We start from the raw sequence: 19,782 nt of genomic DNA, 5'->3' as shown, positions 1-19,782 counted from the left end.
AGGCTACGCCCGGACTCCGGGAAAGTAAACATGATCGGGCCCAAACCGGGCACGAACGGGCTTCCGATGGGCGGAGAGGGGGAGAAAGTCGGCCCGACCGGCCCTGGCCTTCAGGTGGGCGAGTAGATCGTTGGGCCCTGACGCGGGGCAAGAGACGGGGCCTTTCGGCCCTGGTGGACGGCTGCGGCGAAAAGGGAAACGGTCATGATCGGACATCGACTGCTGCCGCCCCTCCCGGCCACATACGGACACGACCACAGAGTCCGGCACCATGCCCCGGCAATGCCCGACGACGCCCCGACCACACCCCGACGACGCCCCGACACCCCCCCGACGGCAGGAAGGGACTGGCGAGCCGGTTCATTAGGCCAGTTCGTGTCCTAGGGATGAAGCATCCTGGGCGGCATGACGACGGACACCCCGGCCCGGCTCCTCCAGCTCCTGTCCCTCCTCCAGACACCCCGCGAGTGGCCCGGTGGCGAGCTGGCCGGCCGGCTCGGGGTGTCCCGGCGCACGGTGCGGCGGGACATCGACCGGCTGCGTGAGCTGGGCTATCCCGTCCAAGCGACGAAGGGCTCCGACGGGGGCTACCGGCTGGTCGCCGGCAAGGCGATGCCGCCCCTGGTGCTGGACGACGAGGAGGCGGTGGCCATCGCGGTCGGGCTGCGCGCCGGGGCCGGTCACGCGGTCGAGGGCGTCGACGAGGCGTCCGTACGGGCGCTGGCCAAGCTGGAGCAGGTGCTGCCGTCGCGGCTGCGGCACCGGGTGAGCACCCTGCAGTCCGCGACCGTCCTGCTGGCCGGTGGCGACGCGGCGAGCGTGGCACCGGAGACCCTCACCGTGATGGCCTCGGCCATCACCGGCCAGGAGCAGCTGCGCTTCGCGTACCGCGCGAAGGACGGTACGGAGTCCCGGCGGCAGACGGAGCCGTACCGGCTGGTGTCGACCGGGCGGCGCTGGTACCTCGTCGCCTACGACCTCGGCCGCGGCGACTGGCGCACCTTCCGGGTGGACCGGGTGAGCGAGCCGTCGGCGACCGGCGCGCGGTTCGCTCCGCGGGACGTGCCGGCCGGGGGTGCGGCGGAGTATCTGCGGCAGTCCATCCGGCGGCACCAGGAGACCTACGCGTTCGACGTCGTCTTCGCCGCTCCCGCCGAGGTGGTCGCCCGGCGTCTGCCGGCCTGGGTGGGCGTGCCCGAGCCGATCGACGGCTCCAGCTGCCGCCTGCGCGCGACCTCCGACGGTCCCGCCGACTGGCTGGCGATACGGCTGCTGACGCTGGACGTCGACTTCACGGTGCGGGAACCGGCGGAACTCGTCGAGCTCGTGCGGACGTGGGGCACACGGCTGCTCCGGGCGGCGGGGGGCCGGTGAGGGGCCGGGAGTGCTGTGACAGAATCTGCCGTCCGGCGGGCCACCCCGGGGTTCAGGTCCGGGGTGACCCGCCTCCGGCCTTGCCCGCAGACCCTGCCGTCAAAGCCCGTCGTCAAGCCCCGTCGCCCAGCTCTGTCATAGACCCCTGCCGTAGAACCCTGTCGTCACTCCGCCGCCGCGGGATCCGGGGCGCGGCCGCCGCGGGATCCGGGGCGCGACCGGCGAGGGGCGAGCCGGGCCCCGACACCTGGGGGGTAGGCGCCGAAGCCCGGCTCCGGGTAAGTCCCGGCGCCGGGGGGAGTGCGGCGGGACTGGGTCTGCGGGGTGCGGGTGCAGGTGTGGCACAGGGGGTGGGTGCACCCGGCCGCCGGTGGCCGCACGCCGTTGTCGTGACCCCACAACGTAGGGCAGCAGGAGAACAGTACCGGGCAGGGTATCGCTTGGCTTCATGAGGCCCCGGAGGCGTCCGGGCTTCGAAAGGTACGGTCCAGAGCCCTCAACTCCTGGGCCCTGAAGCTTTGTTCCCGCGCCCCGGCGAGTTGAAGCGGCGTCGCCGCGCCATCTTTGCGCGGTCTTCCGCCACCGGGCGTACGCGCCGCAGCCGCCGTACGCCGCCCGGCGGCACGCGTCACGAACTCCCCGCCGCCCCGCCGACAAGCAACCCCGTCGGCGCGCAGCCCCAAACCCGCACTCCTTCGGACCGCCCCGCCGTCACGCCGCCGCGTCGAAGCCCGTCTGGCGGGCCAGTTTCTTCAGCTCCAGCAGCGCGTGCTTCTCGATCTGGCGGATGCGTTCCCGGGTCAGGCCGTGTTCCTTGCCGACCTCGGTCAGCGTGCGTTCCCGGCCGTCGTCGATGCCGTAGCGCATCTTGATGATCGAGGCCGTGCGCTCGTCGAGGCGGCCGATGAGGTCGTCGAGCTCCTCGCTGCGCAGCAGCGTGAGCACCGACTGCTCGGGGGAGACCGCGGAGGTGTCCTCGAGGAGGTCGCCGAACTGGGTCTCGCCCTCGTCGTCCACCGGCATGTTCAGCGAGACCGGGTCGCGGGCCCAGTCGAGCACGTCGGTGACACGCACCGGGTTCGAGCCGAGCTCGGCGGCGATCTCCTCGGGCTCCGGGTCGCGCCCGTGCTCCCGGTTGAACTCGCGCTGCACACGCCGGATCCGGCCCAGTTCCTCCACGAGGTGGACGGGCAGCCGGATGGTGCGCGACTGGTCGGCTATCGAGCGGGTGATGGCCTGGCGGATCCACCACGTCGCGTACGTCGAGAACTTGAAGCCCTTGCGGTAGTCGAACTTCTCCACCGCGCGCACCAGGCCCGCGTTGCCCTCCTGGACCAGGTCGAGCAGGGGCAGCCCGCTGCGGGGGTAGCGGCGGGCGACCGCGACCACCAGGCGGAGGTTGGAGCGGATGAAGACGTCCTTGGCGCGCTCCCCCTCGGCGACCAGGGCCTCGAGCTCCTCGCGGGTGGCGTCCGTGGTGGACTCCTCCTCGCCGTCGAGGACCTGCCGCGCGAACACACCCGCCTCTATGACCTGGGACAGCTCTACTTCCCTTGCGGCGTCGAGCAGCGGTGTACGCGCGATCTCGTCGAGGTACATGCCGACCAGGTCGCGATCGGCGATCTCGCCGCCATGGGCGCGAACACTGCGTGCCGCATCGACGTTCTCGCCGGTGGCGGACGTACGACGGGCGACGGCACGGGTTGCCATGCGTGCTCCCTTGGGATGGTGGGCTGGCGGGTGGTCCGGTAGATGCTCGGCACCTCCCCGGTGCTGCCCGGGTGGCTCCTGGAGGCCCCTGGTACTGCGTGGGACTCTCCTCGTGTGCCCCGCATCTGATGGAAACAACGACTGGAATCCGGACAGAATTCCCAACCCGCCCCACGATTTTTCTGATCTTGCAGTACCCTGTGCGACTTCGGGAAGGAGCCAGGCCGTCATGCCGTCGGACCACGCAGAGGTGCAGGTCAGGCCGGGGACCGAAGAGGACCTCGACGCCCTCACCGAGATCTACAACCACTACGTCCGTGAGACACCGATCACCTTCGACACGGTCGCCTTCACCCCCGAGGAGCGCCGGCCCTGGTTGCTCTCCCACCCTGAAGACGGTCCGCACCGGCTGATGGTTGCCGTGGACACCGGCTCACAGGAGATTCTGGGCTACGCCACCTCCAGCCCGCACCGGCCGAAGGCCGCCTACTCCACTTCCGTGGAGACGACGGTCTACGTCGCCGCGTATGCCGTCAGAGGGAGCACCCCGGGCCGGCGCGGCATCGGCACGCTTCTCTACGAGGCGCTCTTCGAGGTCCTCGCCGGCGAGGACCTGCACCGCGCCTACGCGGGCATCACCCAGCCCAACGAAGCGTCCGTGCGGCTGCACGGACGCTTCGGTTTCCGGTACGTGGGCACCTACCGGGAGATCGGCCGCAAGTTCGGCCGTTACTGGGACGTGGACTGGTACGAGAAGGAGTTGTAGGCCCGCCCGTCAGCCGAACTGCACCGACCGCTTCGCCAGCCCCAGCCAGAACCCGTCGATCACGGACTTCTGCGCGTCCGCCCCGCCGCCGGCGTCCGCCGCGCCCAGGGTGACGAAGAGCGGGGCGAAGTGCTCGGTGCGCGGGTGGGCGTAGCGGCCGGCCGGGGCCTTGTGGAGGAAGTCGGACAGCGCGTCCCAGTCGCGGGCCTCCAGGGCGCGCTTCCCCCAGTCGTCGAACTCGGTGGACCAGCTCGGCACTCCCCCGCCCACGTGCCGCAGGGCGGCCAGGTTGTGGGTGAAGAAGCCGGAGCCGACGATCAGGACGCCCTCGTCGCGCAGCGGCGCCAGCTTGCGGCCGATCTCCATCAGCTTGACCGGGTCGAGGGTCGGCAGGGAGATCTGCAGCACCGGGATGTCGGCACCCGGGTACATCTCGACGAGCGGGACGTAGGCGCCGTGGTCGAGTCCGCGGTCCGGGATGTCCTGCACGGGCATGCCGGGGGCGCGCAGGAGTTTGCGTACCGACTCGGCGAGCGCGGGGGCGCCGGGCGCCTCGTAGGTGACGCGGTAGTAGTGCTCGGGGAAGCCCCAGAAGTCGTAGACGAGGGGGATCGTCTCGACGGCGCCGATGGCGAGCGGGGCCTCCTCCCAGTGGGCGGAGACCATCAGGATCGCCTTGGGACGGGGCAGCGAGGCGGACCAGGCGGCGAGTTCGCCGGGCCAGACCGGGTCGTCGGCGAGGGGCGGGGCGCCGTGGCTGAGGTAGAGCGCGGGCATGCGCTCCTGGGTGGCGGCTGACATGACGGCGGCTCCCTCCGGCGGGCAGCGCCCGCCGATTGCGGCGTCCGGCGCGGACCACGATCTGTACACGATCTCTTGCTTTAACTCTCAAGCTTTCTGTCGCACAGCTTACGCGCCACTTGTTCAATTTTCAAGGAGATGCCTCGTACAGTGGAGCGCATGGACACGGCACCCGACCCCGACCCCGGCTCCGCCCCAGGCAGCTCGACCACCGTTGCCCCCGCGCCCGGTACCGCCCCCGCCGGAAGCACCGACGCCCCCGGAACGGCCACCGCCTCCTCCGCCACCACGCCCCGGCACCGCTGGCTCACCCCCGGCGAGCAGCGCGTCTGGCGCGCCTACCGGCACGCCACCACCCTCCTCGAGGACCACCTCGACCGTCAGCTCCAGCGCGACGCGGGCATGCCGCACATCTACTACGGCCTCCTCGTCCAGCTCGCCGAGGCGCCCGGCGGCCGGCTGCGGATGACCGAACTGGCGATGAGCGCCAAGATCACCCGCTCCCGGCTCTCGCACGCCGTGGCCCGGCTGGAGAAGAGCGGCTGGGTACGGCGCGAGGACTGCCCCTCCGACAAGCGGGGCCAGTTCGCGGTGCTGACCGAGCAGGGCGGCGAGGTGCTGCGGCGGACCGCGCCGGGGCATGTGGACGCCGTACGGCAGGCGCTGTTCGACCGGCTCACCCCGGAACAGCAGAAGTCCCTCGGCGAGATCATGCAGATCGTCGCCGAGGGACTCCAGCCGGACGAAGCGGGTGCGGACCTGCCCTGGCTGCGCTGAGCGCGCCGCACCGGACAGGTCCGCGGGGAGGTACGTACGAGGCGTCCCCTTCCTCGTACGTACGAGTGACCCGAAGGGGTGTTACGCCGTGGCCGCCGTCAGTGGGCGATCACCGGCACCGTCATCGCGTCCTCGGCCTCCTCGCCGGAGCCGGCCAGCTTGGTGCCGCCGACCGCGGCACCGCTGCCCGGGCGCCCGGCGTTGACCAGGGTCACGACGACCGCGGAGGCCAGCACCAGCATGCCGACCGCGACCCAGATGGCCGTGGTGTAGCCGTGCACCATGCCCTGCAACTGGACCAGCTGCTGCTGGGTCCTGGAGCCGGCACCGGCGATGTGGTCCTTGATGTACGACGTCGTCGCGGAGGCGGCGACGGTGTTCAGCAGGGCCGTGCCGATCGCGCCGCCGACCTGCTGCGAGGTGTTGACCATCGCGGAGGCGACACCGGCGTCCCGGGGCTCGACGCCCAGGGTGGCCAGGGACATCGCCGGCATGAACGCCGTACCCATGCCGAGGCCGAGCAGGATCATCGCGGGCAGCACGGTCGTGGCGTACGTCGAGTCGAGGCTCAGCCGGGTCATCAGGAACATGCCGCTCGCGGCGACCAGGAAGCCCGGTCCCATCAGGGCCCGCGCCGGGACGCGGGTCATCAGGCGGGTACCGATCTGCGTCGATCCGACCATCATGCCGGCGACCATCGGCAGGAAGGCGAAGCCGGTGTTGATCGGCGTGTAGCCCTTCACGACCTGGAGGTAGTAGGTCAGGAAGAGGAAGGTGCCGAACATCGCGATGATGGCGATGCCGAGGGAGAGGTAGATGCCGCCGCGGTTGCGGTCGGTCACGACCCGCAGGGGCAGCAGCGGAGCCTTGACGCGGGCCTCGGTGACGATGAACGCCAGCAGCAGGACCGCCGAGGCGACGAACAGGCCGATGGTCGTGGAGTCGCCCCAGCCGTCGGACTCGGCGCGGGTGAAGCCGTAGACGAGCGAGACCAGGCCGAGGGTGGACAGCAGGACGCCGGGGATGTCGAGCGGGTTGCGGTTGCGGCCGCCCTCCGGCTCACGGATGACGAAGAACGCGCCGAGCGCGGCGGCCACGGCGAACGGGATGTTCACGAAGAACGTCCAGCGCCAGTCGAGGTACTCGGTCAGCACACCGCCGAGGATGAAGCCGACGGCGCCGCCGCCACCGGCGATCGCGCCGTAGATGCCGAACGCCTTGGCGCGCTCCTTGGGGTCGGTGAACATCACCGCGAGGAGGGAGAGCGCGGCGGGCGCGAGCATGGCGCCGAAGACGCCCTGGAGGGCGCGGGCGCCGAACATCATCGCGCCGGAGGTCGCCGCGCCGCCGAGCGCGGAGGCCAGGGCGAAGCCGGTCAGGCCGATGACGAAGGCGCGCTTGCGTCCCCACAGGTCGGCGATACGGCCGCCGAAGAGCAGCAGTCCGCCGAAGGCGAGGGCGTAGGCCGTGACGACCCACTGCCGGTTGCCGTCGGATATGCCCAGGTCGTGCTGGGCGGAGGGCAGAGCGATGTTCACGATGGTCGCGTCGAGGACGACCATCAGCTGGGCGAGCGCGATGAAGACGAGCGCTTTCCAGCGGTTGGCGTCGCCGGATGCGGCGCTGCCGGGAGCCTTTACGGCTGTTTCAGACATGGGGGTACCCACTTCGGGACTTCGCGGTGAAAGGGAACGGTGCAGGACGTACGTAAAGGACTGAGTGGCTACGGACCGGATGGATGGAGTGGCTTCAGGAACCGAGACGCTCGATGAACCGCGGTGCCGCGGGATCTGAGAGCTGCGGGAACTGACGGGCTGCGGGACAAGAGCTGCTACGAGTTGCTACGGCTGGCTGCTACGGCTGTGAGGACCGGCGCGGGACCCGGACCTCATCGGTCAAGACCTGAGGTGTGCGGTCGGGGTTGACGGACCCGGTGGTCTCCAAAGGAATCCCAAGGTTTCGGCGGATCCGGTCCGGAGGGTTCCGTCGGGCACGGGCACGGGCACGGGCACAGGCATGGGCATGGGCATGGGCATGGTCAGGAATCGGAGCACCGCCGGAGATCCTCCAGGGTCACGGCCGAACCGGGCAGGACGGAACGGGCCGGGGCCCGCAGCCCGTCCAGGAACAGCTGCAGATGCCGGTGGACGAAACGGTCGATGCTGAGGCAGTTGGCGCCGGCCGGGGGCCGGCCGAGCTGGGCCACGATGACCATGAGGTCGCCGTGATCCACGTCCGTACGAAGCTGCCCGGCCGCCTTGGCGCGGTCCATGACCTCCTCGACGAGCCGCTCGACCCGCTGACGGGACGCCTCCAGATCGGGGTGGTACTTGTCGAACGTCGTCGAGACCATCGGGCACAGCGCGCTGATCCGTTCGTCCGCCGCGGCGTGCACGAACCGCTCGAGCGCCGTGAACGCGTCGCCGTTCTCCGCGAGGGCCTGCTCGGCCGCCTCGGCCGTACGGTCCATGACGGAGCACACGACCTCGCGGACGAGGGTCTCGCGGTCCGGGAAGTTGCGGTACACCGTGGCGTTGCCGACCCCGGCCCGGCGGGCGATGTCGTCGAAGGGCACCTCGGGCCCGAACTCGACGAACATCTCGCGGGCCGCGGTGACGATCCGCTCCCGGTTGCGCAGGGCGTCGGCACGGGGCCTGGTCACCTTGCGCTGCACGGGGGTCGCGGTCTGCACGGCGTACTCCTTCGGTCGGTTGCCTCGATACCGGGGACCAGGTCCCCGTTTCGCTCGGACACAGGTCTAAACGGGGAAACGATCCCCGGTTATTTCCCTCCCGCGAAGAACTTTGAAGTGACCTGCGTCACACCGTCTTCGTAGGGAAATATCCGGCCCCCGGCGGCGAACTCACCCCGGCGCCACGATCGGTCGCCTCCAGCGAGCGCCCCGCGCCGCGCCGACACAGGGTGATCGAAAGGGTGCAGCCCGGTACGGGGTGGCTGCCCGGATCGAAGGGCCCCGTATGCCGCCGCAGCCGACCCCGCAGCCGACCGACCGCCGCATACGCCCCGGCCGCCGTGCGCGTCCCGCCCGCCGTGCACGTCCCGGCCGCCGGATACGTCCCGACCGCAGCCCCCGCCGGATGGTCGCCCTGGCCTCGGTGACCGCGCTGACCTTCGCGGTGAGCACCTCGGCCGCCACCGGACGCCTCACCGAAGCCTCCCGCTCGATCGGCGCCGGCCCGATCGCCCTGGCCCGCGCGTCCTCCCTGTCCCCCTGCCTGATCAGCGGCGGACCGGACGTACAGATGTCGGAGGGCGTCCCCACCGCCGCCGGCTACGCCCGCTCGACGGGCGTCGTCCACGCCCTGACCCTGATGGTCGACTTCCCCGACGCGCCCGGCGAGGGCAGCGCGCTCGCCCGCTACCGCGAGTTCTTCCCGCAGACCCGCCAGTGGTTCCGCACCAGCTCCTACGGCCGCCTCGACTACCGCCCCGAGACCCCCGTACCGCACTGGCTGCACATGCCGAAGCCGTTCGCGGCGTACGGCATAGAGCGCGGTGCCCCCTTCGACCCGGGCTACCGGCACCTCATCCAGGACATCGTCGCCACCGCGGACCCGGTGGTCGACTTCCGCTCGTACGACTTCCTGAACGTCCTGATGACCCCGAACGCCGGCCCGTCCGCCCTCGACACGGTCCTGTCGGTGACGTTCGCGGGCAACGCGGAGGCGCCGGTGGCGGACGGGGTGCCGGTGGCCAACGCCTCCTTCGTCTACTCCCGCCAGGACGACGGCTCCGGCTCCTACACCCGTACCGGCTACCGCGTGCTGCCGCACGAGAACGGCCACGTCTTCGGCCTGCCCGACCTCTACACCCAGGAGGGCGGCAACGCGGCCGGCCACTGGGACATCATGAGCGAGGACTGGGGCGCCGACAACGACCTGCTGGGCTGGCACAAGTGGAAACTGGGCTGGCTGGACGCGTCCCAGGTGCGCTGCGCGGCAACCCCGGGGACGGCCGAGTACCCGCTCACCCCGCTGGCGCGCACCGGCGGCCCGAAGCTCGTGTTCGTCCCGCTCGACGGCCGCACCGGCTACGCCGTCGAACTGCGCACCCGCGAGGGCAACGACGAGACCGTGTGCGGCCCCGGTGTCCTCATCTACAAGGTGAGCGCCGACGTCGACACGGGTCAGGGCCCGGTGAAGGTCTACGACGCCCACAACGACAGCGGCGGCTGCACCCGCAGCCCGAACGTGCAGGCGGAACTCTCGGACGCCCCCTTCGCTCCCGGCGAGTCCTTCAGCGACCCGAAGCACGGCATCCGCGTCTCCGTACTGGCGCCGGACCCGGCGGGCGATTACCGGGTGGCGGTGACCCGGAACTGACCACCGCCCGGCCGGTCGGCGGACCGCGGTGGTCCCGGCCGGTCACCGGGCGACGATGGGCCGACGGGTCACCGGACCGCAGTGGCGCCGACCGGTCCCCGGGCAGCGGTCGGGCCGGCCGGACCCGGACTTCGGCAGGGCCGGTCGAACACGGACCCCGGCAGGGCCGCCGGCCCCTCACCACGCAGGCCACGTCGAGGCCGGCCGGTCACCGGGCAGCCACGACAGGGCCGGCCGCTCGCCGGGCTACGGTAGGCGGCGCAGCAGCCGTACGGAGAAGCGAGGGCCGATGCCGACCCAGATGCCGGAGCCCGCCCCACCAGGAGCGACCGCCTCCGCAGCCGTACCCCCCGCCGAGGCGGTGACGCCGCTCCTGCGCGGCGTGGCGGTACTGCTGTGCCTGACGGAGGCGGGCGGCAGACTGAGCCCGAGTGGCCTGGAGCACGCCACGGGCCTGGCCCGCTCCACCGTCGACCGCATCACGACCACCCTCGCCCGTACGGGCTACGTCCGCCTGGACGGCCGGGACGCGGTCCTGACCCCCCGCGTCATGGAGCTGGGCAACGCCTACCTCGCCGCCCTTCGCGTCCCCGCCCTCCTCAATCCCCAAGCAGATGCCCTGGCGGACGAGTTGGACGAGTCGGTCTCCCTGGCGGTGGCCGACCGGGACGGCATCCGCTTCATCCACCAGGCGACCCGCCGCCGCGCGATGTCCCTGAGCTTCCGGATGGGAGACCTTCTCCCGGCCGAACGCACGGCACCGGGGCCCCTGTTCGCGACGGAGTGGACCGAGGACGACTGGCAGACCTGGCGCAGCCGCAGACAGTCGGACCCCCAGGACAGAACCTTCCCCGCGGTCCCGGCCCTCGCCACCGCCACCGCCGCACCACCCCCGCCTCGCACCACCCGGTCTTTCGAGGCCCGGACGGAGGAGGCGAGGACGAACGACTGGTCCCTGGACGACCAGCTGATCGAACCGGGCCTGGTGGCGGTGGGGGTCCCCGTCCGCCACCCCGGTACGCGCCGCATCGTCTGCGTGGCGAACGTGGTGAGCCACACGAGCCGCCACACGGCGGAGGAACTCCGGGAAACCCTGCTCCCCCGCCTGCAGGCAGCGGCAGGAGCGATGGAAAGGACACTGGCGGAGACCGGGACGGAGGCGAAGTCACCGCCCCCACCCCAGGAACCGCCCCCCGTGAACCTGGCGGCGTGGACATCGGCGTCGAAGCGGGAACTGGGCCGGGACTTCATCGAATCCCTCGCCAGGGGCCTGACGGTCCTGACGGTGTTCGGCGAGGACCGGGCGGAGCTCACCCTCTCGGCGGTGGCGAAGGCCACGGGCCTGGCGAGGGCGACGGCCCGTAGAGCACTGATCACGTACGTGCATCTGGGCCTGGTGGAGAAGGAAGCCGAGGCGTTCCGCCTGACCCCCCGGGTCCTGGCCCTGGGCTACCCGCCCCTGTCCCGTACGACACTCCCCGCCCTGGCCGCCCCGCACCTGCGGGAACTGACCGCCCGGATCCAGGAGTCGACGGCACTGGCCGTGGCGGCCCCGCCGGACGTCCGGTACACGACCTGGGTACCGGCCCCCCACGTCATGAGCGTGCACATGCCCCCGGGCACCCGGCTACCGGCCCAGGCGACAGCGGCGGGCCGCATCCTGGCACCACCGCCGGCCCCCGCGGCCGCCTCCTCCGTCCCCTACGCCATGGTGGAGGACGAACTGGAAAAGGGCCTGCGCGCGATGGCGGTCCCGATCCACGACCGCGCCGGAAGAACGGTGGCGGCGGTGAGCACGGCGATGCACACGGCCCGCCGCACCGCACAGGAATGCGTGACGGACATCCTCCCCGCACTCCTCACCACGGCCTCCCGCATCACAGCGGACCTCCACGCGGCATCCCGTTTCCAGACGGTGCCCCGGTCATGACCCCTGCGCCCACGGCCACCCGACGCACCCACCACGACCAGCACACCGCCGGCCCTGGTCGCCCTTCTTACCCGGAGTCCGCGGTCTGCCTGATCCCGGGCTCATTCCTGAGTCGCTCTCGTACCAGATCGCCTTCGGGGTGGCCGAGCGAATCCAGGATGTCGAGTGCCTCGGTCCAGACCGCGTGGGCCTGTCCAGGAGATTCAGTGGCATGCACGTCGCCGATGTGTATGAGCGTGTCGGCGATCAGGTATGCATCGTTGAGTTCCCGATAGCAGGTCAGAGCCCGATGAAGCGCCTGCAGGGCGTCACCCTTGTGACCGAGGCGATGATGGGCGACCCCCAGACTGTCCCAGGACGCCGCCTCGACATTCCGGTTTCCAGCCCTTTGAGCGACGTCCACAGCGTGACGGCAGTCCCGGAGCGCGCCTTCGAAGTCCCCCATGAGAATACGGGTCCAGCCGACCTCGTTGGACACGGAGGCAATCCCTACCGCGTGATGTGCCTCCTTGTACAGAGAGGCGGCGGCTTCATAGTGTAGGAGAGCGTCTCGATGCGCTTCTCCGGCATTCGCCAGAAAAGCCAGGTACCGGCGAGTCAGCGCCTCCCCGGAGAGGTCGCCGGCCTTGGAGAACATCGCCAACGCTTCATTCAGGTGACTTTCGGCCTCGGCGTTTCGTCCTGTCCGGCCGAGGGCGAAACCCAGGGACCTGTGCATGTGCGCCTGTCCCGATGTGTCGGCGGTACGTCGTGCCGCCGAAAGCGCTGCGCTCTGGATCTCAATCTGCTCCTGGCGGCGCCCGCTGCGGTCAAGGAACAACTCAAGAACAGCGGCCAGTCGCCAGACCTGTGTGTCCGCGCCGTAATCCGTGTCGTGGAGGGCGATGGTCTGGAGATTGGATATCTCATGATGCAGCCAGTCGGCGGCAGATTCTGTGCCGGTGAAGGATGCGACCTGAGTGCCGGGGGCGGCGAGCGGAAGCAGAGGGTGTTCTCTGTGCGTATTGATGACGGTGGAGGCTTTGTGCGCAGTGTGCAGATAGTGGTCGTAGAGTCGTCGGCGGGCCACCTCAAGGGCCTGGCCGGAATCTTCGGAGTGGGACATCTCCTTGCTGAAGACCCTCAGGAGGTCGTGCGTGCTGTAGCGGCCGGATCTTTCTGAGGTGCAGAGGCTGGCGCGGTGGAGTTCGGACATCACCTGCCGCGTGGCCCCCATCGGCAGGCCGGTCATGCTTGCCGCGGCTTCGAGTGAGACATCGCGTGCCGGGCTCAACCACAGGCGGCGGAATGCTTCGGCCGCTCGTCCGGTGAGGGCGCGGTACGACCAGGAAAAAACAGAGCGAGTGTCGGTGACGGGGTCGTTCTCTCCGTCCACGGTGAAGGCGCGGAGACTGTCACGCCGTTCTTCCAATTCCGCCCCGATATCGGCGAGCGGAGTGATTGGCCGGCTTTCAGCGCGGGCGCAGACAATGGCAAGGGCCAGCGGCAGCCGACCGCAGTGCTCGACTATGGCAAGTGCCGCCTCGTGCTCGCGCCCGACCCGTGATTTTCCGAGTCTTTTCGAGAGGTACTCAAGAGATTCGGCAACCGTAAGGACGTCTATACGCAGCAGATGCGCCCCCGCGGAGACGGCGAGCCCTGTCATCTGTTCGCGACTGGTGACGACGGTGAGGCAACCCGGGGTTCCTGGCAGCAGCGGACGCACCTGTTCGGCGTTTCGTGCGTTGTCAAGAAGGATCAGAAACCGGCGCCCCGCCAGGAGACTGCGGTAAAGAGCGATCTGGCTGTCGAGATGGGAGGGGATGCGTTCGCTCGGGATGCCGAGTGATTCCAGGAAGTAGCCGATCGCCATGGACGGGGTAAGGGGATCTGCCGCGGGATCGTATCCGCGCAGGTTTATGTGCAGCTGCCCGTCCGGGAATCGGTGTGCGTTGCGATGGGCCCAGTGCAGCGCGAGCGCGGTCTTCCCCACGCCCGGCGCACCCCCGATCGCACTGATGACGACGGCCGTGTGCGGGTCGGTCGGCAGCAGGGAGTCAAGGCGCTTGATCTCCTCCTTCCTTCCGGTGAACACATGCAGGCCGGCCGGCAGTTGGGCGGGATGTGGCGCTTGGGGTCTTCTGCCGCCGGATGCCGTGGGCGCCGGGGCGTGTGCGGGAGTGTCCCCGGTGTGGTGCGCCGTCCTGCGCAGCACGGCGGCTTGCGCGGCGCGTAGTTCGGCACCCGGAGCAACGCCCAGTTCGGTTGCCAGCTGCGAGCGGGTGCTTCGGTAGTGTTCCAGTGCCTGAGCGGTGTGCCCCTCCGCGGCCAGCACGCGAATGAAGCAGGCTTGCAGGACCTCATCGAGGGGGGCGCCGTGCGCGGCGTGTCTGAGCAGCGGCAGCGCAGCCTTGGTACGGCGGGCGGTCAGCGCCGCCTGTGCGGCGGCCCGAGCGGCACGGAAGTACTCCGCGTCGACTCCCGCGAACACGGTGTGCGAGCGGATCTCGTGGGGCAGACCGGCCGCGGCAGGGCCGCGCCACAGGGAGAGCGCCTTGACGAACAGGTCGACGGCCTCTTCCTGTCGGCCGTTTTCGGCAGCGTCCTGGCCTGCGTCGCGCAGCTGGCGGAATCGAAGGAGATCCAGGGCCTCTTCCCCGACGTTCAGCCGGTAGCCGCCGGCCGCCCGCACGAGCACACGTGCTTCACTCCGCTGTAGCAGGCCGGGTTCCAGGAGCCGCCGTAGGGAACCCATATGCCGCTGCACCACGTTGACCGCCCGTGCCGGTGGATCGTCGCCCCACAGCGCGTCGACGATCTGGTGCAGCGGCACCGGCTGCCCCGCCTGGACCAGCAGCAGTGCCAGCACGCTCTGCTGTTTGGGCGGCCCCAGAGGCAGCTCCGTCTCCTGGTACCAAGCCCTCAGAGGTCCAAGGACCGAGAGACGCAACGAACGGTCCGTCGTGGGCGTCGGATCCGAGTCCACTCTCGCGCCTCCCAAGGGTCATGGTGAGACGAAGCCTTCGGTAAAAGATCATGAGATGTGTGAGGTGAGGACCTCAACCAGCCGCATGCCGGGGGCGGCACGACGGACGAGACAGCCGAGTCCGCGTCGCGGGCGCCGCCTTCCATTGTGGCGGCGCCCGCGGACGGGGCATCCACCGGCCGTCCGCGACCGGCCGTCCGCTCAGGTGATCAGCCTGCCTGCGCCGCCGCGGTGTGCCGCAGGAACTCGGCCAGCACGGAACCGTCCCGGTCCCCCAGACCCGCGGCCAGGGCTTGGTCGATGAGCCCGCGGCTCGCCTCCAGCTGGGCCATCGGCGCTCCCACGGATGACGCCAACGCATCGATCAGCGACAGGTCCTTGGCCACCAGCGTCAGCGTCATGTGGGTCGCGGCTTCCCGCGGCCGTACGAAGTTCTCCCGGTTGTACAGCACGAAGGGGGCCGCGGCCGCACTCTGCATGAAGGCGTCGTAGGCGTCCGCCCGGCCGATACCGGCACACTCCGCCAGCACCAGGGACTCGGCGAGGGCCGTAGCCAGAGACAGGAGCAGGGAGTTGATCACCAGCTTCATGGTGCTGCCCCTCCCCGAGTCCCCGAAGTGGAGGACCCGGGTGGCCAGGATGTCGACCACGGGACGCACGCGGGCCAGAGCCTCTCCGGGGCCGCCCGCCAGAACGGTGAGTTCGCCGCGTGCGGCCAGCTCGACCGACCCGGACACCGGGGTGTCGAGCAGGACGGCTTCGCGCTCCAGGACATGGGGCACGAGCGACATCACCGTACGGGGGGAGATCGTGCTGGTCTCCAGCACCGTCGTTCCCGGGCGAAGGCCGGCGAGGAGACCGTCGGATCCGTGGTAGACATCGTGGACCGCCGTGTCGTCGGCGAGGGAGACGATGACGATGTCGGCGGATGACGCCGCCTCCCTTGGCGAGTCGGCCACCTGAGCGCCCGTCTCGGCCGCGACGTTCAGCGCCCGTTCTCTCGTACGGTTGGTCACGGTCACTCCGTACCGTGCCCTGCGCAGGCGAACCACCATGGGCCGGCTGAGGCGGCCGACACCCACGACGGCCACCTCCGGCAGGACGTCGCTCATACGACGCCGCCGTTGAGGCTGAGGTTCACGCCGTTCGCCGCAGGGTTCTCCAGCAGGAAGAAGGAGCCGTCGACCATGTTCCGCATGGTGGGAAGGACGCCGCTCAGAGTCCGCTTGCGGGCGGCTTCCAGGACCGGTTCGTTGCCCGCCCAGTAAGGACTGTCGCCCACGACGCCGGGATGGATGGCGTTGACGCGGATCGGGGCGAGTTCCCTGGACAGGGTCGCCACCAGACCCGTCACCCCGGCGTTCACCGTCGTGACCGTGGTGGAACCGGGATACGGCATGTCCTTGGCCAGGCCGCCGAACAGCAGCACCGAGCCGGTGGGCGAGATGCGTGACCGCAGCGCGTGGACGACCGTCGTGTAGCCGACCAGCTTCGCCACGGCCAACTCCGTTGCCCCTGCTATGTCGTAGTCGCCGATCGTGTTGCTGTCGCGCCGCATGCCCGCGAGGACGACCGAGTCCACGTACTCGATGTCACCCAGCGCCTTCTCGATGCTCTCGGGCTTGGAGAGATCGACCGCGATGCCGCGCACCCCCGCGCCGTCGCCCGCGGTACCGAGCTCGGCGGCCACCTTCTCCGCGCGTGCGCTGTCCCGGCCGGCGATGACCACGCGAGCTCCACGCTCTGCGTAGGCGGCGGCCAACTCGCGGCCGATGCCGGAAGTACCGCCGACGATGAGGACCTGGTCTGTCATGACGTTCCCCTCTTGAGCAGCAAGCTGTCGTCAACTCTCTTTGTCATCAACCAGGTTGGCGCGGACGCCCTATCGAGTCCAACGAAAAGTCTTGACAGCTGTTATCGGATCTGTCGATTATTCATGCGTGGAGATAAGGCAATTGCGATATTTCGTCGCCGTGGCCGAGGAGCTCAGTTTCACCCGCGCCGCGTCCCGGCTCTTCGCCGCCCAGTCGACCGTGTCGGCGGCCGTCCGCGCCTTGGAGGAGGAGCTTCAGGTCTCCCTCTTCGACCGTTCGACCAGGGCGGTGGCCCTGTCCGCAGCGGGAGCGGTCTTCCTGCCGGAGGCCAAGACCGTTGTCGCGGCGGCCGAGAGGGCCAGGGAGGTCGTGGGCGAAGCGTCCGAGAGGCTGCGGGGCAATCTGCGGATCGGCACGATGACCCGCATCACCGCTCTCGATCTCCCGCGTCTGGTGGGAGCCTTCCGGCAGCGTCATCCCCTGGTCGACATCCAGATCCAGGTCTCCGGCACCGGGGCCGGCGGTATCGCCGAGGACGTACGACGCGGTCGACTCGACGTCGGCGTCGTGGCCCTGGGCCCCGGTGAGGCCCATGACCTGGACCTGCGGCACTTCGCCACCGTTCCCTACACGGTGATCCTGCCCACCGGGCATCCGCTGGCGAGGCAGGAGAGCATCGCCCTCGGGGACCTGGCGCACGAGAACTTCGTCGACGGGGCGGTCGGCTTCGGTACCCGCACCGTCATGGATCGGGCGTTCGGTGAACTCGGCATCAATCGCCGCGTATCGGTTGAGATAACCGACATCGCGACGGCTGTTTCGTATGTACGGGCCATTGACGGCGCGGCCGTCATACCGCGCTTCGAGGCGACGGACACGACAGGAGTGGCGGTCAGGCCGCTGTCCGGCTCGGGGCTCGCGCTCACGCTGTCGTTCGCGGTACGCGCCGGACGCGCTCCGAGTCCGGCCGTCTCCGCACTGCTGGATCTCAGCGCCAATTACACCAGGGACGACGGGACGTTCTGATCGCCGGCCGATCGCCGACAGGCCGCGGAGGCCCGTGCGGCTCTCGACCGCGCTCATGTCGCGCCGGCTCACGCTTTCGCAGCTCAACGCACGGTGCACGGCATCCCCGGTGCACGCACCCCGCTGCTTGACAATGAACTCGAGCGACTGCTTGAGTTCACGCCGCGGCAGGGGTCGAAAAGGCGGATTTGCCCAGAGAGGCCGGTCAGCGCACGCGGGACAGCCTGCTCGCGGCCGCCCTGGAACTGCTCGCACAACGAGGGCGTGAAGGCTTGACGCTGCGCGAGATCACCGATCGCGCCGGCGCCAATGTCGCCGCGGTGAGCTACCACTTCGGATCGCTGAAAGGGTGGTGCGAGTCGGCGATCGAGCGGGCTCTGGAGCGGTACCCGGACGCGCAGATCCTGGCCGTCGAATCCCTCGGCGCCGCTTCGACACTCCAGGAGCTGGCGGAGGCGTTCGCCAGGCCGACGGTGCACGCGCTGGGGGCCGGCGGGCAGGACCTGGCCATGATGCGGACCGTGGCGCGCGTCGGAATCGTTGTGTTCAACAACGTCGTCGCCGGGGAGAGTTACCGTGGTGAGCACCTGGGTGACCCGGTCGTCTCCATGGGTCAACTGGTGCCGGACATCCACCGGGAGCTCCACCGGTTCCATGTGATGGGCGACATCGTGTCCGTCGAGCTGACGATCGAGGGCACCTTCGCAGGGCCGTTCGAAACGCCCGTCGGCGTCATCCAGCCGACCGGCGCAAAGCTCAGCGTCCCGACCGCCGACTTCTGGTACGTCGAAAACGGCAAGATCAAGGAGTTCAACTGCTACTTCGGCATCAGCGCCCTGCTCGCGCAGCTGGGCGTGCAGCCGGACTTCGCCTCCGCCGTCGCGGGGTCGGCCGACACCGACAGCCGAGCAGAGCCTGCCGGTCAGCTGCGCCCGCTCGCACCGTGCGGTGCGGGCGGGCCGTTTCCGTCGCACCTCCCGCACCCGCTTCCCGCGGACACGGATCCTCACCGGACCACGGACCCGCCCGCGCCTGGCCCTGCTGCTGCCACTACGCCGACGATCGAGCGCTGTCGGAGGTGAGCAGCCAGGCCACGAGGGTGCGCCAACGATCAGGCTGATCGGTGTCGCGCGGCCCGACGAGATAGACCTCCTCGACGAGGTCGGCGGAGCGCAGACCGTTCCGGGCGACAAAGGTGCCCACAGCGGCATAGGTGAGGTCGAGGTCGTCGTGCGGACCGCAGTGGGTGGCGACGGCGGCGGTCCGCTGAGGCAGGTGGAGTTCCCGTACGGCATCGGACGCTCCTGGCGGCAAGGGCGGCTCGGCGGGGAGATAGACAGTGGCACGACCGTGCCCCTCGCTGAAGAGCATGTGTTCGTAGCGGCCGCCGGGCGGGAGCACCGGGCGCCGGCCGACTGCCGCGTCCAGGTCACGCATCGCGGCGTCGTACCATCTCAGCCCCGCTCCGGGTGGAACGTCCAGGGAGACGGCGAGGACGCGCTGAGGTGGCAGAACCTCAAGGCTCACCGCTCGATGAGCCTGCGGGTCGAGGAGTTCCCGCAACGCCTGCACCGCACGCTGGGTGCGACCGAGTCGGTCTTCGAGCCGGCGCAGGTGGGCGGCGACGATCTGCTGCGCCGAGCCATGGTCCGCCGCGCCCTCGCCGGCGGCCTCCGCTTCAAGGAAGCGCCGGATGTCCGGTAGCGGAAGATCGAGCTCGCGCAGGCGCCTGATGGTCAGCGCCGGCCGGGCCTGTGCGGGTGTGTAGGAGCGGTAGCCGGTGGCCGGGTCGACCTCCGCGGGCAGGAGGAGCCCCTGCTCGTGGTAGCGGCGCAGGGCGCGAATGCTCAGGTGCGTGATGCGGGAGAACTCCCCGATGGTCAGTCGATCAGCCACGGTGTCCTCCTCACGGTCGGCTTCCGGACCGGGGTCATCCCGGTGTCAGGGTGTGATGTCCAGCTGGGTGATCTTCCCCCGCGCGTCGCGTGTGAAGGCGAAGCGGAGGGTGACCGGGCTGCCCGGGAAGTCGCCGGACACCTCCGCGACAGCCTTGCACGCGATGGCCGTACCGGTGACCAGACGCAGGGCGTAGCGCACGGACGGCACCTCGGCGCGCCAGCGGCGCACCGCCGTGAGCCCCTGGTGGCGGCGGCCGTCGTCGTGTACGACGACTTCGTCGCCGAAGAGCGAGAAGTAGCGTTCACGGTCGGGGTCGAGGGCCGCTCCGAAGTACTCCTTGGCGAAGTCCTGGATGTTCTGGATGTCCTGCATGGTCT

The 19,782-nt window shown here is 70.1% G+C and carries 16 protein-coding genes; 7 read left to right on the top strand and 9 right to left on the bottom strand.

What is annotated here, in order from left to right:
• The first annotated feature begins 405 nt into the window (after positions 1–405).
• Positions 406–1,374, top strand: a complete 969-nt coding sequence (locus ABZ862_RS20150; protein WP_360959890.1) for a YafY family protein — start codon at positions 406–408, stop codon at positions 1,372–1,374.
• A gap of 711 nt (positions 1,375–2,085) precedes the next feature.
• On the opposite strand, the gene ABZ862_RS20145 is transcribed toward ABZ862_RS20150, so the two are convergent.
• Positions 2,086–3,084, bottom strand: a complete 999-nt coding sequence (locus tag ABZ862_RS20145; protein WP_360959888.1) for a sigma-70 family RNA polymerase sigma factor — start codon at positions 3,082–3,084, stop codon at positions 2,086–2,088.
• Between the two features lie 229 nt (positions 3,085–3,313).
• Between ABZ862_RS20145 and ABZ862_RS20140 the strand changes: the two genes are divergently transcribed.
• A complete protein-coding gene (locus tag ABZ862_RS20140; protein ID WP_360959886.1) occupies positions 3,314–3,850 on the top strand; it encodes an N-acetyltransferase family protein in 537 nt (178 codons plus the stop codon).
• Positions 3,851–3,859: 9 nt separating this feature from the next.
• Here the strand turns inward: ABZ862_RS20140 and ABZ862_RS20135 are convergent, their stop codons facing one another.
• Positions 3,860–4,651, bottom strand: a complete 792-nt coding sequence (locus ABZ862_RS20135; RefSeq protein WP_360959884.1) for a class III extradiol ring-cleavage dioxygenase — start codon at positions 4,649–4,651, stop codon at positions 3,860–3,862.
• A gap of 159 nt (positions 4,652–4,810) precedes the next feature.
• Here ABZ862_RS20135 and ABZ862_RS20130 point away from each other — a divergent pair, with 159 nt between their 5' ends.
• Positions 4,811–5,428 carry a MarR family transcriptional regulator gene (locus ABZ862_RS20130; RefSeq protein WP_360959883.1) on the top strand — a complete coding sequence of 206 codons (618 nt, stop codon included), beginning with the start codon at positions 4,811–4,813 and terminating at the stop codon, positions 5,426–5,428.
• Between the two features lie 98 nt (positions 5,429–5,526).
• Here ABZ862_RS20130 and ABZ862_RS20125 read toward each other — a convergent pair whose 3' ends face one another.
• Together ABZ862_RS20125 and ABZ862_RS20120 are read right to left on the bottom strand one after the other, a co-directional pair.
• Positions 5,527–7,083 (bottom strand): MFS transporter, encoded by a 1,557-nt coding sequence (locus tag ABZ862_RS20125; protein ID WP_360959881.1) that lies wholly within the window; start codon positions 7,081–7,083, stop codon positions 5,527–5,529.
• A 383-nt stretch (positions 7,084–7,466) separates the two neighbouring features.
• A complete protein-coding gene (locus tag ABZ862_RS20120; protein ID WP_360959879.1) occupies positions 7,467–8,120 on the bottom strand; it encodes a TetR/AcrR family transcriptional regulator in 654 nt (217 codons plus the stop codon).
• Between the two features lie 406 nt (positions 8,121–8,526).
• On the opposite strand from ABZ862_RS20120, the gene ABZ862_RS20115 reads away from it, so the two are divergent.
• Positions 8,527–9,771, top strand: coding sequence for a M6 family metalloprotease domain-containing protein (locus tag ABZ862_RS20115; protein WP_360959877.1), 1,245 nt, complete (start codon positions 8,527–8,529; stop codon positions 9,769–9,771).
• A gap of 289 nt (positions 9,772–10,060) precedes the next feature.
• Positions 10,061–11,701: a helix-turn-helix domain-containing protein gene (locus ABZ862_RS20110; protein WP_360959875.1), complete on the top strand. Its 1,641-nt coding sequence runs from the start codon at positions 10,061–10,063 to the stop codon at positions 11,699–11,701.
• A 67-nt stretch (positions 11,702–11,768) separates the two neighbouring features.
• Here ABZ862_RS20110 and ABZ862_RS20105 read toward each other — a convergent pair whose 3' ends face one another.
• The 3 genes from ABZ862_RS20105 to ABZ862_RS20095 all read right to left on the bottom strand — a co-directional run bounded on the left by ABZ862_RS20105 (position 11,769) and on the right by ABZ862_RS20095 (position 16,479).
• Positions 11,769–14,666, bottom strand: coding sequence for a BTAD domain-containing putative transcriptional regulator (locus tag ABZ862_RS20105; RefSeq protein WP_360959873.1), 2,898 nt, complete (start codon positions 14,664–14,666; stop codon positions 11,769–11,771).
• Positions 14,667–14,875: 209 nt separating this feature from the next.
• Complete coding sequence (locus tag ABZ862_RS20100; protein WP_360959871.1) at positions 14,876–15,778, bottom strand: NAD(P)-dependent oxidoreductase; 903 nt, start codon at positions 15,776–15,778, stop codon at positions 14,876–14,878.
• Positions 15,775–16,479 carry an SDR family NAD(P)-dependent oxidoreductase gene (locus tag ABZ862_RS20095; protein WP_360959869.1) on the bottom strand — a complete coding sequence of 235 codons (705 nt, stop codon included), beginning with the start codon at positions 16,477–16,479 and terminating at the stop codon, positions 15,775–15,777. Before ABZ862_RS20095 ends, ABZ862_RS20100 begins: the two co-directional genes overlap by 4 nt.
• A gap of 142 nt (positions 16,480–16,621) precedes the next feature.
• Between ABZ862_RS20095 and ABZ862_RS20090 the strand changes: the two genes are divergently transcribed.
• Positions 16,622–17,506: a LysR family transcriptional regulator gene (locus ABZ862_RS20090; RefSeq protein ID WP_360959867.1), complete on the top strand. Its 885-nt coding sequence runs from the start codon at positions 16,622–16,624 to the stop codon at positions 17,504–17,506.
• A gap of 188 nt (positions 17,507–17,694) precedes the next feature.
• Entirely contained in the window at positions 17,695–18,588 is an 894-nt protein-coding gene (locus ABZ862_RS20085; RefSeq protein ID WP_360959865.1) for a TetR family transcriptional regulator, read from the top strand.
• On the opposite strand, the gene ABZ862_RS20080 is transcribed toward ABZ862_RS20085, so the two are convergent.
• Both ABZ862_RS20080 and ABZ862_RS20075 read right to left on the bottom strand, forming a co-directional pair.
• Complete coding sequence (locus tag ABZ862_RS20080; RefSeq protein ID WP_360959863.1) at positions 18,557–19,402, bottom strand: MerR family transcriptional regulator; 846 nt, start codon at positions 19,400–19,402, stop codon at positions 18,557–18,559. The two genes, ABZ862_RS20085 and ABZ862_RS20080, sit on opposite strands and share 32 nt — an antisense overlap.
• Before the next feature lie 45 nt (positions 19,403–19,447).
• Positions 19,448–19,777, bottom strand: a complete 330-nt coding sequence (locus ABZ862_RS20075) for a nuclear transport factor 2 family protein (RefSeq protein ID WP_360959861.1) — start codon at positions 19,775–19,777, stop codon at positions 19,448–19,450.
• Positions 19,778–19,782: the final 5 nt, after the last annotated feature.

The sequence above is a fragment of the Streptomyces sp. NPDC047000 genome (assembly GCF_040644295.1).
Lineage (GTDB): Bacteria > Actinomycetota > Actinomycetes > Streptomycetales > Streptomycetaceae > Streptomyces.
The sequence above is the reverse complement of the archived record's forward strand: the minus strand, read 5'-3'. Positions and strand labels throughout refer to the sequence as shown.